Genomic DNA, 20351 nt, shown 5'->3' with positions numbered 1-20351 from the left:
AGGCTCTGGTGCACGGTACGGAGTTGGGTGGGTTCAGTGCGCGACCACAGGAAGCGCAGGTCGTCGGCCTGCCGTTTCCGCTGACCCCAGCCCAGCTGGGTGTCTGGTACGCGCAGCTGCTCGACCCCGATGTCCCGATCACCATCGCCCAGTACATCGAAATTCACGGCGAGCTCGATGTCGCTGTGCTGCAGCAGGTTTCGGCCGAGGCCGCGCACGCGTACGGCTCGCCGCTGGTGCGCATCGGCGAATTCGACGGTGTCCCGCACCAGTACGTCGACCACACCATCGCGGTCGAGCAGGAGCTGCCGCTGATCGATCTTCGCCACCACGACGACCCCGTGGCCGCCGCGCAGGAATGGATGCGCGCCGAGTTCGGCGCCCCCATCGACCTGCTCACCGACCGGCTGGTGGCGGGTGCGGTGCTGCGGGTCGGCGACGAGCGGTGGTTCTGGTATCTGCGTGGCCATCACATCGTGCTCGACGGGTACGGCGCGTTCACCAACTCCCAGCGCGTCGCCGAGCTGTACACCGCGCGGATGCTCGACATCCCGGCCCGCGACGTGGTGCCGGGCGAGCTGTCGGCACTGGTCGAGGGCGAACAGCGGTACCGCGAGAGCACCCGTTTCCTCGGCGATCGTGAGCACTGGGCCCAGCGCATCGCGGGCCTCGACAGTCCCACCGCGCTCGACGGCCGCACCGCGCCGCGGTCGGCGATCAACCTCGTGACCGGTGGACGCCTGTCGGAAAAGCTGGTCGACCGGCTGGAAACCATTGCCGCCAGCGATGATTCGGCGATCTCCGCGGTGATCCTGGCCGCCTTCGCCGCCTACCTGGGCCGCCTCACCGACTGCCCGGACGCGGTGCTGAGCCTGCCCGTCACCGCCCGCACCACCGCGGTCATGCGCCGTTCGGCGGGAATGCTGTCCAATATCGTGCCGCTGCGACTACCCACGGGCGCGGCGGGTTCGGCCGCGACCTGGGGCGAGCTGCTGCGCGCGGCGCGGGTGGAGGTGGCGGGTGCGCTGCGCCATCAGCGCTACCGTGCCGAGGACATCCGCCGCGACGCCGAGGACGACGGCCGCCCCGCCCGGCGCGCGCTGTTCGGCCCGCTCGCCAACTTCATGCTCTTCCGCAGTGACCTCACGCTCGGTCCCACCACCGGCCGCTATCGGGTGCTGTCCACCGGTCCGATCGAGGACCTGAGCCTCAATGTCTACTACGGCGACCGCGATCGGGTGCACGTCGATTTCGAGGCCAACCCGCATCTCTACGACGCCGACACCCTGGCCCGGCATCACGCCCGCTTCCTCGGTTTCCTCGAGCGCCTGGCCGCTGCCGACCTCGGCACCCCGCTGAGCGCGATCGAGGTGGCGACCGAACTGGAACTCCAGGTCAGCACGCGGATCTGGAACTCCACCCGGTTCGACGTCGATGCCGCGCTGGCCGAACGTTCGGTGCCGGCGGCCACCCTGCCCGCTCTGTTCGAAGCCCAGGTCGCGCGTACCCCCGACGAGGTGGCCGTGCGGATGGCGTCGTCTTCGCCCACCGAGGACGCGACGCTGACCTATCGCGAACTGGCTCAGCGGGTCAACCAGCTGGCCCGGCGCCTGCGGGCGGACGGCATCGGCCCGGAATCGCTGGTGGCGCTGAGTATTCGGCGTTCGCCCGAACTGGTCGTGGCGATGTACGCGGTGCTCGCCGCGGGCGCGGCCTACGTGCCGATCGACCCGGATCATCCGGCCGAGCGCATCGCGCACATCCTCGCCACCGCCGCCCCGGCCGCGGTGCTCACGACCACCCGCGACGGCGCGCCCGTCGACGGGCTGCCGGTGCTGACCGTGGACGCCCTCGACCTGAGCGACTACGACGACGCCCCGCTGACCGATGCCGACCGCACCGTGCCGCTGCGCCCCGGTCACCCCGCGTATGTCATCTTCACCTCCGGCTCCACCGGTCTGCCCAAGGGCGTCGCCGTCGAGCACGCCGCGATCGTGAACCGGCTGGTGTGGATGCAGCAGACCTACCGGCTGCACGGTGTCGACGTGGTGCTGCAGAAGACCCCGACCACGTTCGACGTGTCGGTGTGGGAGTTCTTCTGGCCCTTGCAGATCGGCGCCACGCTGCTCCTGGCCGAGCCGGACGGACACCGCGATCCCGGTTACCTTCGCCGCGTGATCGCCGAATACGGCGTCACCGTGGCACATTTCGTGCCGTCGATGCTGGAAGTCTTTCTGGCCCAACAGGAAATCGCCGAGCGCACCTCGCTGCGGCTGGTCTTCGCCTCCGGCGAGGCTCTGCCCGCCGCGCCTGCCCAGCGGCTGCGGCTGCTGACCGGTGCCCGGCTCCACAATCTCTACGGCCCGACCGAGGCCGCCGTCGACGTCACCTTCCACGAGGTGAACGACAGCGACCGGGTCACGGTGCCGATCGGCGCGCCGGTGTTCAACACCCGGCTCCATGTTCTCGACTCACGGCTGCGGCCTGTTCCGGTCGGGGCTTCGGGTGAGCTGTATCTGTCGGGGGTACAGCTCGCCCGGGGTTATGTAGGACGTCCCGAGCTCACCGCCGGACGTTTCGTCGCCGCGCCCGCGGTGGTCTCCACCGACTCCGGGCGCTCGGTCGCCGAGGGCGGATCCGGTGCCGCTGTCGTGCACCCGCTGCCGGGTGAGCGGATGTACCGCACCGGTGACCTGGTCCGCTGGACCACCAATGGTGAGCTGGAATACCTGGGGCGCACCGACTTCCAGGTGAAGCTGCGTGGTCTGCGGATCGAGCTCGGCGAGATCGAGGCCGTCTTGGAGAGCGTCGACTCCGCGGCGCGCGCCGTGGTCGTGGTGCGTGACGACGCGGGCGTCGGCGAGCAGTTGGTCGCCTATGTCGTGGAAGCCGAGCCGGGCGCGGTCGCGATCGACGATCTGCGCGAGACCGCGCTGCGCGCGCTGCCCGCCTACATGGTGCCCGCCGCGTTCGTGCTGCTCGATGCCCTTCCGGTGAACGCCTCGGGCAAGCTCGATCGCAAGGCCCTGCCCGCACCCGTCCGCACCGTCGTCACCTACGCCGAGCCCGTCGGCCCGGTGGAGCAGACCGTGGCCAGGGTGTTCGGCGAGGTACTCGGCCTCGACCGCATCGGTCGCGACGACGACTTCTTCGCTCTCGGCGGCAACAGCCTGGTGGCCACCCAGGTCGCGGCCCGCCTCGGCGCCGACCTCGGCTGCCGCCTCGGCGTGCGCGATCTGTTCGGCGCGACCACCGTCGCCCGCCTCGCCGCCGCCATCACCGAAGGTGACGACACCGGTGTCTCGGCTCAGCTCCCCGTGCTCGCCGCTCGCCCCCGCCCGGCACTGATCCCGCTTTCCCCCGCACAGCAGCGAATCTGGTTCCTCAACCGCTTCGACCCCTCGGCCCCCGGCTACAACATGCCGTTCGTCATCCGCCTGCGCGGCACCGCCGATCTCCCCGCCCTGGTCGCCGCGCTGCACGCGGTCGTCGACCGCCACGAGGCCCTGCGCACCGTGTTCCCCGCGGTCGACGTCCCCGGTGGTGAGGTTGCCGAGCAGGTCGTCCGCGATGCCGGGTCGGTCCGCATCGGTGATCCCGTCGCGGTGTCGGCCGCCGACCTCGACGCCGAGCTGACTCGTTTCGCTCGCGCCGGGTTCGATCTCGAACGCGAAGCTCCCTTCCGCGCGGGCATCTTCGTCGTCCCAGAGACTGTCGACACCGCTGTGGACAACTCCGCCTCGCGGCTCGCCGAGTGCGTACTCGCTGTCGTGCTGCATCACATCGCGGCGGACGGTGTTTCGCTGCAGGTGCTCGTTCGCGACGTACTCACCGCCTACCGCGCCGCGGCCGACGGCGTCGATCCGGGTTGGTCGCCGCTGAGTGTGCAGTACGCCGACTATGCCCTCTGGCAGCGCGAACTCCTCGGCGCCGAAGCCGATCCGCAGTCGCTCGCCGCGCGCGAAATCACCTTCTGGGAGCGGACGCTCGCGGGACTGCCCGACCAGCTCGAGCTGCCCTCGGCCCGGCAGCGGCCGGTCGAGCCGAGCATGCGCGGCGCGCGCACCGCCTTCACCATCGACGCCGACCTGCATCGGCGGCTCGCCGATCTGGCCCAGCAGGCAGGCGCCTCGCTGTTCATGGTCCTGCACACCGCGCTGGCCGTGCTCCTCGCGCGTCTGTCCGGGACCACCGACATCGCCATCGGCACCGGCGTCGCGGGCCGTGGTGACCGCGCCATCGACGACCTGATCGGCATGTTCGTCAACACCCTGGTTCTGCGCACCGAGGTCGACGCGGCGGCGAGCTTCACCGCCGCGCTCGAAGACACCCGCGAAACCGACCTGGCCGCCTTCGCCCATGCCACCGTTCCCTTCGATCGCCTGGTCGACGTCGTCAACCCGGCTCGCTCGCCGTCGCGGCACCCGCTGTTCCAGGTGGCGTTCAACTTCCAGGCCGTGCTCGACACCACCTTCGAACTGGCAGGCTCGCCGGTCACGGTGCGTGAGATCGAACTCGACATCACCAAGTTCGACCTACAGCTCACCCTCGCCGAACGACGCGGTGCCGCAGGCGAACCCGACGGCATCGACGCCGTCATCCTGTACGCCACCGATCTCTTCGACGAGTCCGAGATGCACACGCTCGGCGCGCGTTTCGTGCGACTACTGGCCGCGGCGGTCACCGCCCCCGACACCGCGGTCGGTGACCTCGCGCTGCTGTCGGAGCCCGAACATGCCCAGCTCGTCAGCATGCGCGGAGCGCCGGTGACCGCCACCGGCCTGCTGCCCGATCTCCTGGCCACGGCCGTCGCGGCCGATGCGGATCGCGATGCCGTGACCGACGGCGACCGCACCCTCACCTACCGTGAACTCGACCGGGCGTCGTCACGCCTGGCCAGGGTCCTCATCGACAGTGGCGTCGGTCCCGACGACGTCATCGCCGTCGGCATCCCCCGCTCCATCGAGTCGGTCCTCGCGGTGTGGGCTGTCGCCAAGTCGGGCGCGGCCTGGCTGCCGGTCGACCCGAGCTACCCGCTCGATCGGATCACCCATATGGTGACCGATTCCGCTGCGCGACTGGGTCTTACAGTGTCCGAGTCGCAGTCCGCGCTGCCCGGCTCGATCGACTGGCTGGTCCTCGACGAACTGAAGCTGATGGCCGAATGCGCCGGGCGTTCCAGCGATCCCCTCACCGATGTCGAACGCGTTCGCCCCCTGCGCACCGAGCACCTCGCCTACGTCATCTACACCTCCGGCTCCACCGGTGTGCCCAAGGGCGTGCTGGTCACCCAGGCGGGCATCGCCGGTTTCGCCGCCGAGGAAACCGCCCGCATGTTCGGCTCCGCCGACGCCCGCGTCCTGCAGGTCGGCTCCCCGTCCTTCGACATCTCGGTGATGGAGTTCCTGCTCGCCGTGAACTCCGCCGCGACGCTGGTGATCGCCCCGCTGGGCCGCCATGTGGGAGACGAACTGGCTCAGCTGCTTTCGGAGCAGCGCGTCACCCACGCGCTGATGACTCCGTCCGGCCTGGCCGTCCTCGATCCCGCTCGACTCGACGACCTCCGCATGGTGATGGTCGGCGGCGAAGCCTGCCCGCCCGACCTGATCGCCCGCTGGACCACCGGACCCGTCCCGCGCGCGTTCGTGAACGCCTACGGCCCCTCCGAGACCACGGTCGCCACCAATATCAGTGCCCCCCTCACCGCTGATTCCCCGCTGACCCTCGGCACCCCACTGCGCGGCATCACCCAGTGGGTGCTCGACGCGCGGCTGCGACCGGTCCCCACCGGTGTCGCGGGCGAGCTGTATGTCGCGGGCGCTCAGGTGGCCCGTGGCTACCGCTCCCGCGCGGCCCTCACCGCGGCACGGTTCGTCGCCTGCCCGTGGGCGCCCTCCGAGCGCATGTACCGCACCGGCGACCTGGTCCGCTGGACCGCTGACGGCACCCTCGAGTACCTGGGTCGCAACGATGACCAGGTCAAACTCCGCGGCTTCCGGATCGAACTCGGCGAAATCGAAACCGCCCTGCTCGCCCTGCCGTCGATCCGCCAGGCCGTCGTGCTCGTCCGTGCCGACGCCCACCGCGGCGACCAACTCGTCGCGTACCTGGTGCCCGCCGCCACCGGAGACCGAGCCGTCGACGCGACGGCAGCGGCGCTCGAGGTCGACGCGATCACCGCTGCCCTGCGTGGCACCCTCGCCCCGCACATGGTGCCGTCCGCGTTCGTCGTGCTCGATGCGCTGCCGCTGACCCCCAACGGCAAGCTCGACCGCTTGGCGCTGCCGGAGCCGGTGTTCACCGCGCGCGCCTTCCGTGCGCCCGCCGCGGGCATCGAGTCCGCGGTGGCTCAGGTGTTCGGCGAGGTGCTCGGGGTCGAGCAGGTCGGCGCCGACGACGACTTCTTCGCGCTCGGCGGCAACTCCCTCGTCGCCACCCAGGTGGCGTCTCGCCTCGGCACCACGCTCGGTCGCGCGGTGTCGTTGAAGGTGCTGTTCGAGACGCCGACGGTGGCCGCACTCGCCGCGATGCTCGACTCCGCGGAAGCGGTCGCGCCGAGGCCCGCCCTGACGGCAGGCGAACGGCCGCAGCGGGTTCCGCTGTCCTACGCCCAGCAGCGCATGTGGTTCCTGAACCAGTTCGACGCCGAATCGGTCGCCGACAATATCGCCGCCGCCATCCGCCTGACCGGCGCCATCGACTACGCCGCGATGAACGCGGCCGTCGCCGCGGTCTTCGTCAGGCACGAAGCGCTGCGGACCCGCTACCCCGCCGTCGACGGCATCCCGTTCCAGCAGGTGCTCGACGCCGACCAGCTGACGATCACCCTCGAACCACACGCGATCGCCCCGGTCGACCTCGACAGCCGGATCCGCGCGCTGGCCGCTGTCCCGTTCACGGTCGACCAGGAACCCCCGGTCCGCCTGCATCTGCTGCACACCGACGCCGACGAGCACGTCCTCGTCCTCGTGCTGCACCACATCGCCGCCGACGGCTGGTCGGTCGCGCCGCTGACCCGCGACGTGATGGTCGCCTACGCCGCGCACCGGGCGGGCGGCGCGCCCCAGTGGACGCCACTGTCGTTGCAGTACGCCGACTTCGCACTCTGGCAGCGCGATGCCCTCGGCGCCGAGGACGACGCCGATTCCTCCATGTCACGCCAGATCGCCTTCTGGACGAACGAACTGGCGGATCTGCCCGATCTGCTCTCGCTGCCGAGCGACCGTCCGCGCCCGGCGGTGGCCTCGGGTCGCGGTGCGCGCCACACCTTCACGGTCCCCGCGGCGATCACCGAACGACTGCGCGGCATCGGCGCGGATGCCGGCGCCTCGCTGTTCATGGCGCTGCACACCGTCTTCGCCGCCACACTCGCCAAACTGTCGGGCCAACAGGACATCTCGATCGGCACGCCGGTCGCGGGCCGCGGTGACCAGGCACTCGACGACCTGGTCGGGATGTTCGTCAACACGCTCGTGCTGCGGGCCCGGATCCGGCCCGAGGCCACCTTCAGCGAACTCCTCGGCACGGTCCGCGACGGCGACCTGCGCGCCCTGGCCAACACCGACGTCACCTTCGATCGTCTGGTCGAGGCGCTCAATCCCGAGCGCTCGACCGCGCGGCACCCGTTGTTCCAGGTGATGCTCGACTTCCAGAACAACTCCCGGACCGAACTCGAACTCGCGGGCTTGACCGCCACGGAAATCGAGATCGACACCCACACAGCCAAATTCGACCTGCACCTCACCCTGCGCGAGACCTCCGACGGTCTCTTCGGCCGCTTCGAGTACGCGACGGACCTCTTCGACGCGCAGACCATCACAGATTTCGGCACCCGCTTCCTGCGGATGCTGGATGCGGTGACCGCCGATCCCAGCGTCGTGATCGGCGACATCGACCTGCTCGATACCGCGGAGCGCACCCACCTGCTCGACACCTGGAATGCCACCGCGTACCCGGTCGACGAGCGCATGACGCTGGTCTCGCTGTTCACCGCGCAGGCCCAGCGCACCCCGGATGCGACCGCGGTGAGCTTCGCAGGCGAATCGTTGAGCTACGCCGAGCTCGCCGCCCAGGTGAATCGGCTTGCCCGACTGCTGATCTCGATCGGTGTCCGCCCCGATCGCACCGTGGCGCTCGGTATGCGTCGCTCGACCGACCTGGTCGTCGCCATGTACGCGGTCCTCGCCGCGGGGGGCGCCTATGTGCCGCTCGACCCGGACCACCCGGCCGAGCGCATCGCCCAGGTGATCGCCGCCGCCGACCCGGTCTGCGTCCTGACCCGCGCGATCGACGACATCGATCTGTCCGCGCGGGATCACGATGACGTGCGCGTGTGCGCGCAGCCCGCGATTCTCGATCTCGAGCAACTCGACACCACCGACTACTCGTCCGAGCCGATCACCGACGCCGATCGCCTCGCCACCCTGACTCCCGGCAACGCCGCCTACCTGATCTTCACCTCCGGCTCCACCGGCCTGCCCAAGGGCGTGGTCGTCTCCCACGCCGCCATCGTCAACCGCCTGGTGTGGATGCAGGACGCCTACCGCCTCACCCCCGACGACGTCGTCCTGCAGAAGACCCCCGCCACCTTCGACGTGTCGGTGTGGGAGTTCTTCTGGCCCTTGCAGATCGGTGCCCGCCTCGTATTGGCGCGCCCCGACGGTCACCGCGACCCGGCCTACCTGGCCCAGCTGATCGACGCCGAGCAGATCAGCGTCGCCCACTTCGTCCCCTCGATGCTGGCGGTCTTCGTCGCCGCGCTCGACGAAGCGGATGCCCGCGCCGACGCGGCGAGCGATGCGATCACGACCACCGACAGCTGCGCATCGCTGCGCCTGGTGTTCGCCTCGGGCGAGGCACTGCCGCCCGCACCTGCCCAACTGCTGCGCCGGCGCACCGGTACGGCTGTGCACAACCTGTACGGGCCCACCGAGGCCGCGGTCGACGTCACCTTCCACGAGGTGATCGACGCCGACACCGTCGCTGTTCCGATCGGCGCACCTGTGCACAACACCCAGGTGTACGTCCTCGACGGTCGACTGCATCCGGTCCCCGTCGGCGTTCCCGGCGAGCTGTACCTGGCAGGTGCTCAACTGGCGCGAGGCTACGCGGGCCGTGCCGACCTCACCGCGGACCGCTTCGTCGCCAATCCGTTCACCCCGGCCGAGCGCATGTACCGCACCGGCGACCTCGTCACCTGGAGCGTGGACGGTGAGCTGGAGTACCTGGGCCGCACCGATTTCCAAGTGAAGCTGCGTGGTCTGCGGATCGAACTCGGCGAGATCGAAGCCGTCCTGTCCGGAATCCCCGAGATCACCCAGGCCGCGGTCATCGTCCGCGACGACGCCCTGGTGGCGTATCTCGTCGCACCACAGGACCTCGACGTGGCCGCGGTGAAGTCCACGCTGATCCGTACCCTGCCCGCCTACATGGTCCCCGCGGCGTTCGTCGTTCTCGACGAGTTCCCGCTCAACACCTCCGGCAAGCTCGACCGGAAGGCCCTGCCTGCACCGAGTTTCGAGGCTGCGGTGTTCCGTGCGCCGACCACCGAGGTCGCTCGGATCGTGGCAGCCACGTTCGCCACGGTCCTCGGTTTCCCCGCCGACCGCGAAGTCGGTCTCGACGACGACTTCTTCGCCCTCGGCGGCAACTCCCTCAATGCCACCCAGGTCGCGGCCCGCCTCGGCGCTGCCCTCGACACCCAGATCCCGGTCCGGTTGCTGTTCGACGCGCCGACCGTGGCCGACCTGGCCCACCGGTGCACCGCCCTGCGCGGCACCGGTGGCCGCCTCGAACTCACTACTCGCGAACGGCCACAGCGGATTCCGCTCTCGGCCGCGCAGCGCCGGATGTGGTTCCTCAACCGCTACCTAGCCGACGTCGACGGCATCGGCGATGCCGTCGACAACATCCCGGTCGCGCTGCGGCTCACCGGCGACCTCGACATCGCCGCCCTCGAAGCCGCCCTCGCCGACGTGATCACCCGGCACGAGACCTTGCGAACCAGCTACCCCGACGGCCCGGAGGGCGCCGAACAGCTGATCGCGGACACGGCAGAACTCACCCTGCGGCCCGAGGCGATCACCGAGGCGCAACTGCCCGAGCGCCTGGTGTCCTGCGCCGCGATCCGATTCGACCTCACCACCGAGATCCCGCTGCGTGCGGCCCTGTTCGCGGTGAACGACGACCACGTGCTCGTCCTGGTGGTCCACCACATCGCCGCGGACGGTTTCTCGCTCGGCCCGCTGGCCGCCGACCTGATGGCCGCCTACGCCGCCCGCCGCGAAGGGACCACCCCCACCTGGGCGCCGCTGCCGATCCAGTACGCCGACTACACCCTCTGGCAGCACGAAAACCTCGGTGACGCGGCGGATTCCGGCTCGCAGGCGCACGCCCAACTGGCCTTCTGGCGCCACGGCCTGGCCGGCCTGCCCGAGCAGCTCGACCTGCCGACCGACCGTCCCCGCCCCGTCGAATCCACCTACCGTGGCGCCGTCCACCGCTTCCAGATCGACTCCGATCTGCACAGCGAACTGCGCGAACTGGCCCGCAAGCACGAGGCCACCCTGTTCAGCACCGTGCACGCGGCACTGGCCGTCCTGCTGGCCCGCCTCTCCGGCGGCAGCGACATCGCCATCGGCACTCCGGTGGCGGGCCGTGGCGAGGCCGCCCTCGACGGCCTGATCGGCATGTTCGTCAACACCCTGGTCCTGCGCACCCAGATCGACCCGCGCGTCGAATTCGAGACCGCCCTCGACGCCGTCCGCGCGGGCGACCTCAACGCCCTCTCGCACGCCGACATCCCGTTCGAGCAGGTCGTGGATGCCGTCGACCCGGCGCGAGCCCGCAACCGCCACCCGCTGTTCCAGGTGGCACTGGTTCTGCAGAACTTCACCGTCCCCGCGCTGGAGGCCGCGGGGCTGCGCGTCGACCCTGTCGATTTCGATGCCGCCGTGGCGAAGTTCGACCTGCAGTTCACCGTCGGCGAATCCGACGACATCGACGGCCGCGCGAACGGCATATCGATCGAAATCGCCTACGCCACCGACCTGTTCGACGAGGGCAGCATCGCGGTGCTGGCTCGTCGCTTCACCCAGGTGCTGGCCGCCGTCGTCGCCGATCCGACGGTCGTGGTGGGCGACATCCAACTACTCAGTGCCGAAGAACAGCAGCGCACCCTGCACGACTGGTCGTCCACCGGCGCTTCGGTGGCCGCCGCCGACACCATGGTGGACCGATTCACCCGTGCCGCCGCTCTCGACCCGAACGCCGTCGCCGTGAAGGCGGGCGAACTCAGCCTGAGCTACGGCGAGCTCGACGCCTGGTCCAACCGCCTGGCCCGGCGTCTCGTCGCCGCGGGCGTCGGCCCGGAATCGCTGGTCGCGGTGGCGCTTCCGCGTTCGTTGGAGTTGCCCGTCGCCTTGCTCGCCGTGCTGAAGGCGGGCGGCGGCTACCTGCCGATCGACCCCAACTACCCGGCCGATCGCATCGAATACGTGCTGGACGACGCCCGTCCGCACTGCGCCATCACCAACGACGAGACCGGCCTGGCCCACGACTGGTTCGGTGGCCCGGTCATCGACCCCGGCGCGGGCAACCTGTCCGACTTCGCCGCCGAACCCCTGACCGACGCGGACCGGCGTACACCCCTGACACCCGCCAACGCCGCCTACGTCATCTACACCTCCGGCTCGACCGGCCGCCCCAAGGGCGTCGTCGTTCCGCACGAGAATGTCGTCGCCTTGCTCGACAACACCGCAGCGCGTTTCGACTTCGGTCCGTCGGATGTGTGGACGATGTTCCACTCCTACGCCTTCGACTTCTCGGTGTGGGAGCTGTGGGGCGCGCTGCTGCACGGCGGCTCGATCGTCCTGGTCGACTACTTCACCTCCCGCTCACCCGAACAGTTCCGCGAGCTGCTGAGCACCGAAGGCGTCACCGTGCTCAATCAGACGCCGTCAGCGTTCTACGGGCTCATCGCCGCCGACCTGGCCACGCTCGAACCCACCGAATACGCCCTGCGCACAGTGATCTTCGGTGGCGAAGCGCTCGAGCCCCAGCGCCTGGCCGGCTGGTTCGCCCGCTACCCGGACTCGCCCCGCATGGTGAACATGTACGGCATCACCGAGACCACCGTGCACGCCTCCTACCGGGAGATCACCCCGAACACGAGCTCCGCCAGCGTGATCGGCGGCGCCATCTCGGGACTGACACTGCGCGTGCTGGATTCGCGTCTGCGCCCCGTTCCCGTCGGCGTGCCCGGCGAGATCTATGTGTCCGGACCGCAGTTGGCGCGCGGCTACCTGGGGCGACCCGACCTGACCGCGAGCCGCTTCGTCGCCGACCCCTACGGGCCTGCCGGATCCGTCGCCTACCGCTCGGGTGACCTCGCCCGCTGGACGGTAGCGCCGGACCATCCCGACTCACCGGCTTCGGCCGCCGCCGAACTCGAATACCTCGGCCGTGCCGACCAACAGGTGAACCTGCGCGGCTTCCGCGTCGAGCTCGGTGAGATCGAGGCCGCGCTGCTGCGCAGCTCGGTGGCCCCGCGCGAAGTGGCGGTACTCGTCCGTACCGACCTGGTCGACGAGCCGCGAATCGTGGCCTACCTGGTCGCGGAATCGACCCACATCGACACCGCCGACCTGCGCAAGGAGCTGGCGCGGACCCTGCCCGAGCACATGCTCCCTGCCGCCGTCGTGCTGGTCGACCGCATCCCACTCACGGTGAACGGCAAGCTCGACCGCGCCGCGCTCCCGGCGCCCGTCTTCGAGACCACCGCCTACCGCAAGCCCGCCACGATCACCGAGCAGATCATCGCCGACGTCTACACCGAGGTCCTCGGCCGTGCCGACGGGCAGCCGGTCGGCGCCGACGACGACTTCTTCGCCCTCGGCGGCAGCTCGCTGCTGGCAGCCAAGGCCGTGGCCCGCATCGGTGCCGCCCTCGACCGGCGCGTCGGTGTGCGGACCCTGTTCGAGACGCCGCGCGTCGCCGAGTTGGCCGCCGCCGTCGATGGGCAGTCCGAGATTGCTCGGCCCGCGCTCGTCGGCCGGGCCCGTCCCGAGTTCCTTCCACTGTCCCCGGCTCAGCAGCGGATGTGGTTCCTCAACCGCTTCGACGGCGCGTCGGTGGCCTACAACATCCCGTTCGCGCTGCGCCTGAGCGGTGCGCTCGATACCGGTGCGTTGCAGGCCGCGATGTCGGACGTGGTCGCCCGGCACGAGTCGCTGCGCACCATGTACCCGGTGTCGCGGGCCGCGGGGACCGACGTCGACGGCACCCCGACACAGTCGATCGTGGCTGCCGCCGACGCCGTGGTGTCGCTGGAACCGATCGCGGTCGCCGACGCCGACCTGCCCGCGGCGATTCGCGAACTGGCCGAGACCACCTTCGACGTCACCACCGAGATCCCGGTGCGCATGCGCCTGTTCCAGGTGGCCGATACCGAATTCGTGCTGGCCGCCGTCATGCACCACATCGCGGCCGACGGCTCCTCCATCGCGCCCTTCGTGGCCGACCTGATGCGGGCCTACACCGCCCGGCTCGCCGATTCCGCACCCGGTTGGGCCCCGCCCGCCGTGCAGTTCGCCGACTACGCACTGTGGCAACGAGACCTGCTCGGTGACGAGTCCGATCCGGAATCCGTGGCCGCCCAGCAGGTCCGCTACTGGCAGACCCAGCTCGCCGGACTGCCCGATCAGCTGGCCCTGCCGACCGATCGACCACGCCCCGCCCGGCAGAGCCTGCGCGGCGACAAGGTGAACTTCACCGTCGACGCCGATCTGCACGCCGCGCTGATCGCCCTCGGCCGCGGCAACGGCGCCACGCTGTTCATGGTGGTCCACGCGGCTTTCGCGGCCCTGCTGGCCCGGGTCTCCGGCACCGCCGATATCGCCGTCGGCACCCCGAACGCGGGACGCGGCGAAGCCGAACTCGACGAGGTCATCGGCATGTTCGTCAATACCCTCGTCCTGCGCACCCCGGTCGCGGCCGACGCCGCGTTCACCGATTTGCTCGCCGCGGCACGCACCGCCGATATCGCCGCGTTCTCGCACGCCGATGTGCCGTTCGAGCGGTTGGTCGAGGTGCTCAACCCCGCCCGATCCACCGCGCGGCACCCGCTGTTCCAGGTCGGTTGTTCGTTCCAGAACCACGAGCGCGGTCAGCTGGAACTGCCCGGACTGACCGTCGCCAACATCGAATTCGACACCGGCGTAGCACAGTTCGACCTGCACCTGTTCGCCCTCGACAACTACACCGCCGACGGCTCTCCGGCCGGTATCGAGATGGCCCTCGGCTACGCCACCGATCTGTTCGACGCCGCGACCGCCGAACGCTTCGTCGGACAGCTGCGCCGGGTGCTCGAATCCGTCACCACTACACCGGATGTCGTCGTCGGCGACCTCGATGTGCTCGGCACCGACCGCACCCTGCTCCTCGAGACGTGGAACGACACCGCTCATCCGGTGGAGCGGACCACCCTCGCCGAACTGGTTGCCCGTCAAGCACACCGAACCCCGACGGCCCTCGCGCTGGTGGACGACGCGACCGGGGAATCCCTGGACTACGCCACCTTCGATGCCCAGATCAACCGTGTCGCTCGGCTCCTGATCGCCGAGGGCGTCGGCCCGGAACGCACTGTCGTGCTGGCCATGCGCCGTGGTATCGACCTCGTGATCGCCATGCACGCCGTCGTCCGGGCGGGCGGCGCGTACGTGCCGATCGACCCTGATCACCCCGTCGACCGTATCGCCGACATCGTCGCCACCGCGGCACCGCTGTGCGTGCTCACCACCGCGGTCGACGGTCTGCCGATCTCTGTCGACGTCCCCGTCTTCGAACTGGATCACCGTGCCCTGCAGGATCTCTCGACCGACCCGGTGACCGATGCCGAGCGCATCGCCCCGCTGCGTCCGGAGCACCCCGCGTACATCATCTTCACCTCGGGCTCCACCGGTCGCCCCAAGGGCGTGGCGGTCCCGCATGCCGCGATCGTCAACCAGCTCGCCTGGCTGCACGACCGCTTCGCCATGACCGGCACCGATCGCGTCCTCCTGAAGACCCCCGCCACCTTCGACCTCTCGGTCTGGGAGTTCTGGTCGCCCCTGAGCTCCGGCGGGGCCCTGATCGTCACCCGCCCCGGCGACGAGCGTGACCCGGATCGGCTGCACACCACCATGACCCGGCACGGCGTCACGGTCCTGCACGCGGTGCCGTCACTGGTCGGCATGCTCCTCACCACCGAGACCGAACTCCCGGTGTCGCTGCGCGCCGTCCTCGCCATCGGCGAAGCACTGCCTGCCGCCACCGCCACCCAGTTCCGCGCCGGCGGCACCGCCGCCACTCTGCACAACCTGTACGGCCCGACCGAGGCCGCCGTCTCGATCACCGAATACGAAGTAGCCCATGACCCGTCGCACGTTGTTCCGATCGGCGCACCGGCCTGGAACAGCGCCATTTACGTTCTCGACGCGCGTCTACGGCCGGTGCCGATCGGCGTAGCAGGCGAGCTCTACCTGGCCGGAGACCAACTCGCCCGCGGCTACCACGGCCGCCGTGCGCTTACCGCCGACCGCTTCGTCGCCAACCCCTTCGCCACCGGGGCAGCGGTGTCGCCCGGATCGCGGATGTACCGCACCGGCGACATCGTGCGGTGGCGTGCCGACGGCACCCTCGAGTACCTCGAACGCGCGGACTTCCAAGTCAAGATCGGTGGCTTCCGCATCGAACTCGGTGAGGTCGAAACAGCCCTGCTGCGCTGCGCCGAGGTGCGTGCCGCGGTCGCGGTGGCCAAGACCGACGAGCACGCGGGGGCCCGGCTGATCGCCTATGCGGCGGTCGCCGACCTGACCCCGGGCGACGAACGAACCGTCGCGGCCCGGCTACGCGGCGAACTCGCCGCGAGCCTGCCCGCCTACATGGTTCCCGCCGCGCTGGTGGTGCTCGACGCGCTGCCGCTCAACGCCAACGGCAAGGTCGACCGGGCCGACCTGCCCGAACCGGAGTTCGCCGAGGCGGCCTTCCGCGCCCCGGTCACCGAAGTCGAACAACTCGTCGCTTCGACTTTCGCCGAGGTGATCGGCTGCCCGAGCGCCGGACTCGACGACGACTTCTTCGCGCTCGGCGGCAACTCGCTGATGGCAACCCGGCTGGCCGCCCGTCTCGGCGCCGCGCTCGGCATCCGCGTCCCGGTAGCAGCGGTCTTCGACGCCCCGACGGTGGCCGCACTGGCCGAACACCTCGCCACCGCCGATCCCACCGCCGCCCGCCCCCCGCTGACCAAACGCACCAGCGAAGGGCCCGCGGTCCTCTCGCCCGCGCAGCAACGCATGTGGGTTCTGCACCAACTGTCGCCGCAGTCCTCGGCCTATCACATCCCGGCCGCCATCCGCCTGACCGGTAACCTCGACCTGCCCGCCCTACAAGCGGCGGTCGCCGACCTCCTGGCCCGCCACGACACCCTGCGGACCCGCTACCCGGACACCGCGGGCGGCCCCGTACAACAGGTGATGCCCGCCTGGTCCGCGGCCGTCGACCTCACCCCGATCCCGGTCGCGCCCGCCGATGTCGAAACCCGAATCGCGGCACTGGTCGCGCAACCCTTCGACATCACGGCCGCGCCCCCGATCAGAGTCGCCCTCTACCGCCTCGCCGACAACGATCACGTCCTCGTCGTCGTGGTGCACCACATCAGTGCCGACGGCTACTCGATCGATCCGCTCACTCGAGACCTGGTGCGCGCCTACGTCGATCGCAGCCAAGGGCGCGAACCCGGCTGGAGTCCGCTGGAAATCCAGTACGGCGACTTCAGCGCCTGGCAACGCGACCTGCTCGGCACCGACGCCGACCCCGACAGCGTGCTCACCCAGCAGCTCACCTACTGGACCCGCGAACTCGCGGGCGCACCGGAACTGCTGGCGCTGCCGACGGACCGTCCGCGCGCGGCCCGGCGTGCGATGCGCGGTGCGACGCTGGAATTCGAGATCGATGCCGCGCTCACTCGCACCCTCGACCAGATTGCTCGCACCCACGGAACCACCCTGTTCACGCTGGTCCACAGCGCCCTGGCCGTCCTGCTCGCCAAACAATCCGGCAGCGCGGACATCACCATCGGCGCCCCGGTATCCGGTCGCGGCGCTCGCGAACTCGACGATCTCGTCGGCATGTTCGTCAACACCGTCGCCCTGCGCACCGAGATCGACTCACGCGCACCGTTCACCGATCTGCTGGCCCAGGCCAAACGTCGTGACCTGGCCGCCCTCTCCCACGCCGACGTCCCGTTCGAGCAGGTGGTCGATGCCATGGGTCGCACGCGAACCGGCGCCTACACCCCGCTGTTCCAGGTGATGCTGACCTTCCAGAACATGCCGCCGGGCGGTATCGACCTACCCGGTCTCCATGTTCGAACGCTGGACCCCGGCCTGACGGAAGCCAAGTTCGACCTGCACCTCACCGCCCTGCAGCGCTACGCGGACGACGGCGCCCTGGACGGCCTCGATATCCATTTCGGCTACGCCACCGACCTTTTCGACGCGTCGACGGTCGAGGCGCTGGCCGAACGGTTCCGCAAGATCCTCGCCGCCGTCGCCGCCGATCCCGCCGTGGCGGTGCGTGCCATCGACATGCGCACCGACGCCGAAAAGACCCCACCACCGAGCACCTACACCATTGCCGATCTTCCGGGCCTCGTCGGCTCGGCAGCTCGGCTCGCGCCGGCGACCGTGGCATTCGTCCACGGCGAGCACGCCATCTCCTACGGAGCACTCGACGCCAAACTCGCCGCGGTGAGCAGGGCGATGGGCGCGAAGATGAAACCTGAAGCGTTGGTGAACGTCGCGCTGGCCGGCCTCGTGCCCGGCGTGCTCGCCGCACTCGGCGCGGCCGGTCTCACTTCCACTCTGCAAACACTGGTGACCGATGCCGCCGCGGTAATCGCCGGGGCGGGGTCGGCTGACGACTCGGAAGGACAACTCTGATGTCGCACACGGATTCGGTCACGACCGCCGCCACCCTCGCCGCGCTCCTGCGTGACCTGGACGGCGATCGGCCGCGTGACCCGGCGACCCTGCTCGCCGCCTTCTCCACCTACGCCGACAGCGAACCCGACACCCTCGCGGTGCGCGACGGCGGAAACGGCCTCACCTACGGCGCTTTGGCCGAGCGTGTCGATGCCTTGGCCGCGGCTCTCATCGAGCACGGCGTCGGCCCCGAGACCACCGTCGCGGTGTCGCTACCACGCTCGGCGGAACTCGTCGTCGCCGTGCACGCGGTGCTCGCCGCGGGCGGTGCCTTCGTCCTGCTCGACCCCGCTGCCCCCGCGCAAGTGCAAAGCCGCACCGTGGCGCTGGCCGCGCCGACGCTCGTCCTCACGAGCGCCCGGACTCGGCACCCGGCCGGGTTCCCGGTTCTGTACACCGACGCCACCGTCGAGATCACCCCCGACGAGCTACCGGGACCTACCGCGGACAATCCGGCCTACCTCGTCGTCGACATCGCCGCCTCGACCGCGGTCGTCGTCGGACATCGCGCGGCACAGGCGAATTCGAGCTGGCGCCAGCGGCTCTGCGGTATCGGCGCCGGTGATTCCGTGCTCTGGCACGCGCCGCTGACCGGACAGGCCGCGGTGGGGGAGATGCTGCTCGCCCTGCAAACCGGCGCCACGCTGGTGGTCTCGCCTTCGGACGTGCTCGCCGACGCGATCTCCCGAACAGGCGTGACCACAGCATGTCTCGACCATGCCGAGCTGGCCGAGCTGGCGGCGCTGCCCGATGCCGAGGAACGCCTCGACTCGCTGCGCGTGGTGCTCGGCTCCGGTGGGTCATTGCTCGCGAAAACCGCTGCTGCTCTGCGCTCGGTGAGCGGAGCGACCCTGTGGCATGTGTACGGCAGGCCCGAAACCGCGGGCGAGTTCGTCGCGCACGAGGTGACCGGGGCCGATCTGGAGGTGGTCCCGTTCGGATCGGCCGCCGACGATGTCGAACTGCTGATCCTCGACGAGCACCTGTGCCCCGTCGCCGACGGTGAGATCGGCGAACTCTACGTCTCCGGTGTGCAATTGGCGCGCGGTTACGTCGGCAGGCAGGCCACCGCCGCGACCTTCCTGGCCAACCCCATCGGCCCGGTGGACGACCGCATGTTCGCCACCGGCGACCTGGTGCGGCGCAGGCCGCCGGGCGATGCCTGGACCGCCGAGATCGAATTCGTCGGCCGCATCGACGACGGGCACTATTCCGGTGTGGCGGGCCTACCGGGCGAGCTCCTACTGGACGAGTTCGAAGCGCAGTCCGCCGCGACCCCTTTCGACCCGGCCGTCGTCCATGCGCCGAGCGACGGCCCGACATCGATCATCACCTACGGTGACCTCGACCGGCGCACCAACCAACTGGCCAGGCATCTGATCGCCCTCGGAATCGGCCCCGAATCCGCTGTGCTCGTGGATGTTCCGCGTTCCATCGAATACATGGTCGCCACCTACGCGGTTCTCAAGGCCGGTGGCACGGTGGTGCCGATCGACACCGGAAACCCCCTGATCCCACCGGTTGTCAACCCCGCACTGGCCCTGACCATCGCGGCCCGCGAACACCTCGGGGCCTACGACATCCCGACGGTCACGGTCGATCGAGTCGCGCTGTCGGCCTACTCCAGTGAACCGATCGCCCGCGGCGAACATCGCGCCCCGATCCTGCCGCAGCACTCCGCCCTCGTGCTGTTTCCGCCCGGCTCGACCCACAGCGTCACCATCAGTCACGCGGCCGCGGTCCACCGGGTGACCGCCATGCAGGCTCGCCACCATCTCTGCGCTCGCGACGTCTACCTGCACCAGGCCCACATCGGCGACGCCACCGCCTGGCACGGCTACCTGCTACCTCTTCGCGTCGGCGCGACCGTAGTCCTCAGCGAACCGCCCGACCCCGCCCGGTTAGCCGCCCTCATCACCGCCTACGGCATCACCACCACCGACTTCACCCCGCACTTCGCGCCCGCCCACCCCACCCACAGCGACCGCCTGTTCCGCACGAGCGAGCTCGCCCACCACGAAATCGAAGGCACCCCATCAGCATTAGCCCACCTGGGCACTCTCATCGGAAAGGCCACCCCATGACCAACCCGTTCGACGACGACAACGCCCAGTTCTACGTCCTGGTCAACACCGAAGGTGAACACTCCCTCTGGCCCACCTTCGCCGCCGTCCCCGGCGGCTGGTCGGTGGCCTTCGGCGCCGCTCCCCGAACCTCCTGCCTGCACTACGTGGAATCCCACTGGCTCGACATGCGTCCCAACTCCCTCATCGCGGCCATGTCCAACAAACCCTGATCTGTCGGACCGTCGGGCTAGCTTCTCCCCATGGG

General features: G+C 70.0%; 3 protein-coding genes. All 3 read left to right on the top strand.

What is annotated here, in order from left to right; translation table 11 throughout:
- Positions 1 to 8: 8 nt before the first annotated feature.
- From QX204_RS28850 to QX204_RS28840, 3 genes are read left to right on the top strand one after another with little or no spacing between them, the layout of a single operon-like run.
- Positions 9 to 17978: a non-ribosomal peptide synthase/polyketide synthase gene (locus QX204_RS28850; protein WP_301903655.1), complete on the top strand. Its 17970-nt coding sequence runs from the start codon at positions 9 to 11 to the stop codon at positions 17976 to 17978.
- Entirely contained in the window at positions 17978 to 20104 is a 2127-nt protein-coding gene (locus QX204_RS28845) for an AMP-binding protein (protein ID WP_301903654.1), read from the top strand. Before QX204_RS28850 ends, QX204_RS28845 begins: the two co-directional genes overlap by 1 nt.
- Positions 20101 to 20316, top strand: a complete 216-nt coding sequence (locus tag QX204_RS28840) for an MbtH family protein (protein ID WP_056814159.1) — start codon at positions 20101 to 20103, stop codon at positions 20314 to 20316. Before QX204_RS28845 ends, QX204_RS28840 begins: the two co-directional genes overlap by 4 nt.
- Positions 20317 to 20351 lie beyond the last annotated feature (35 nt).

The organism is Nocardia sp. PE-7 (genome assembly GCF_030486425.1).
Taxonomy (GTDB): Bacteria; Actinomycetota; Actinomycetes; order Mycobacteriales; family Mycobacteriaceae; genus Nocardia; species Nocardia salmonicida_A.
Note: the sequence above shows the minus strand (reverse complement) of the source record. Positions and strands in the feature narration are given on the sequence as shown.

Excerpts from the sequence above, each read along its gene's own strand:
- QX204_RS28845 (WP_301903654.1), top strand. The coding sequence starts at position 17,978 with ATGTCGCACACGGATTCGGTCACGACCGCCGCCACCCTCGCCGCGCTC.
- QX204_RS28840 (WP_056814159.1), top strand. The coding sequence starts at position 20,101 with ATGACCAACCCGTTCGACGACGACAACGCCCAGTTCTACGTCCTGGTC.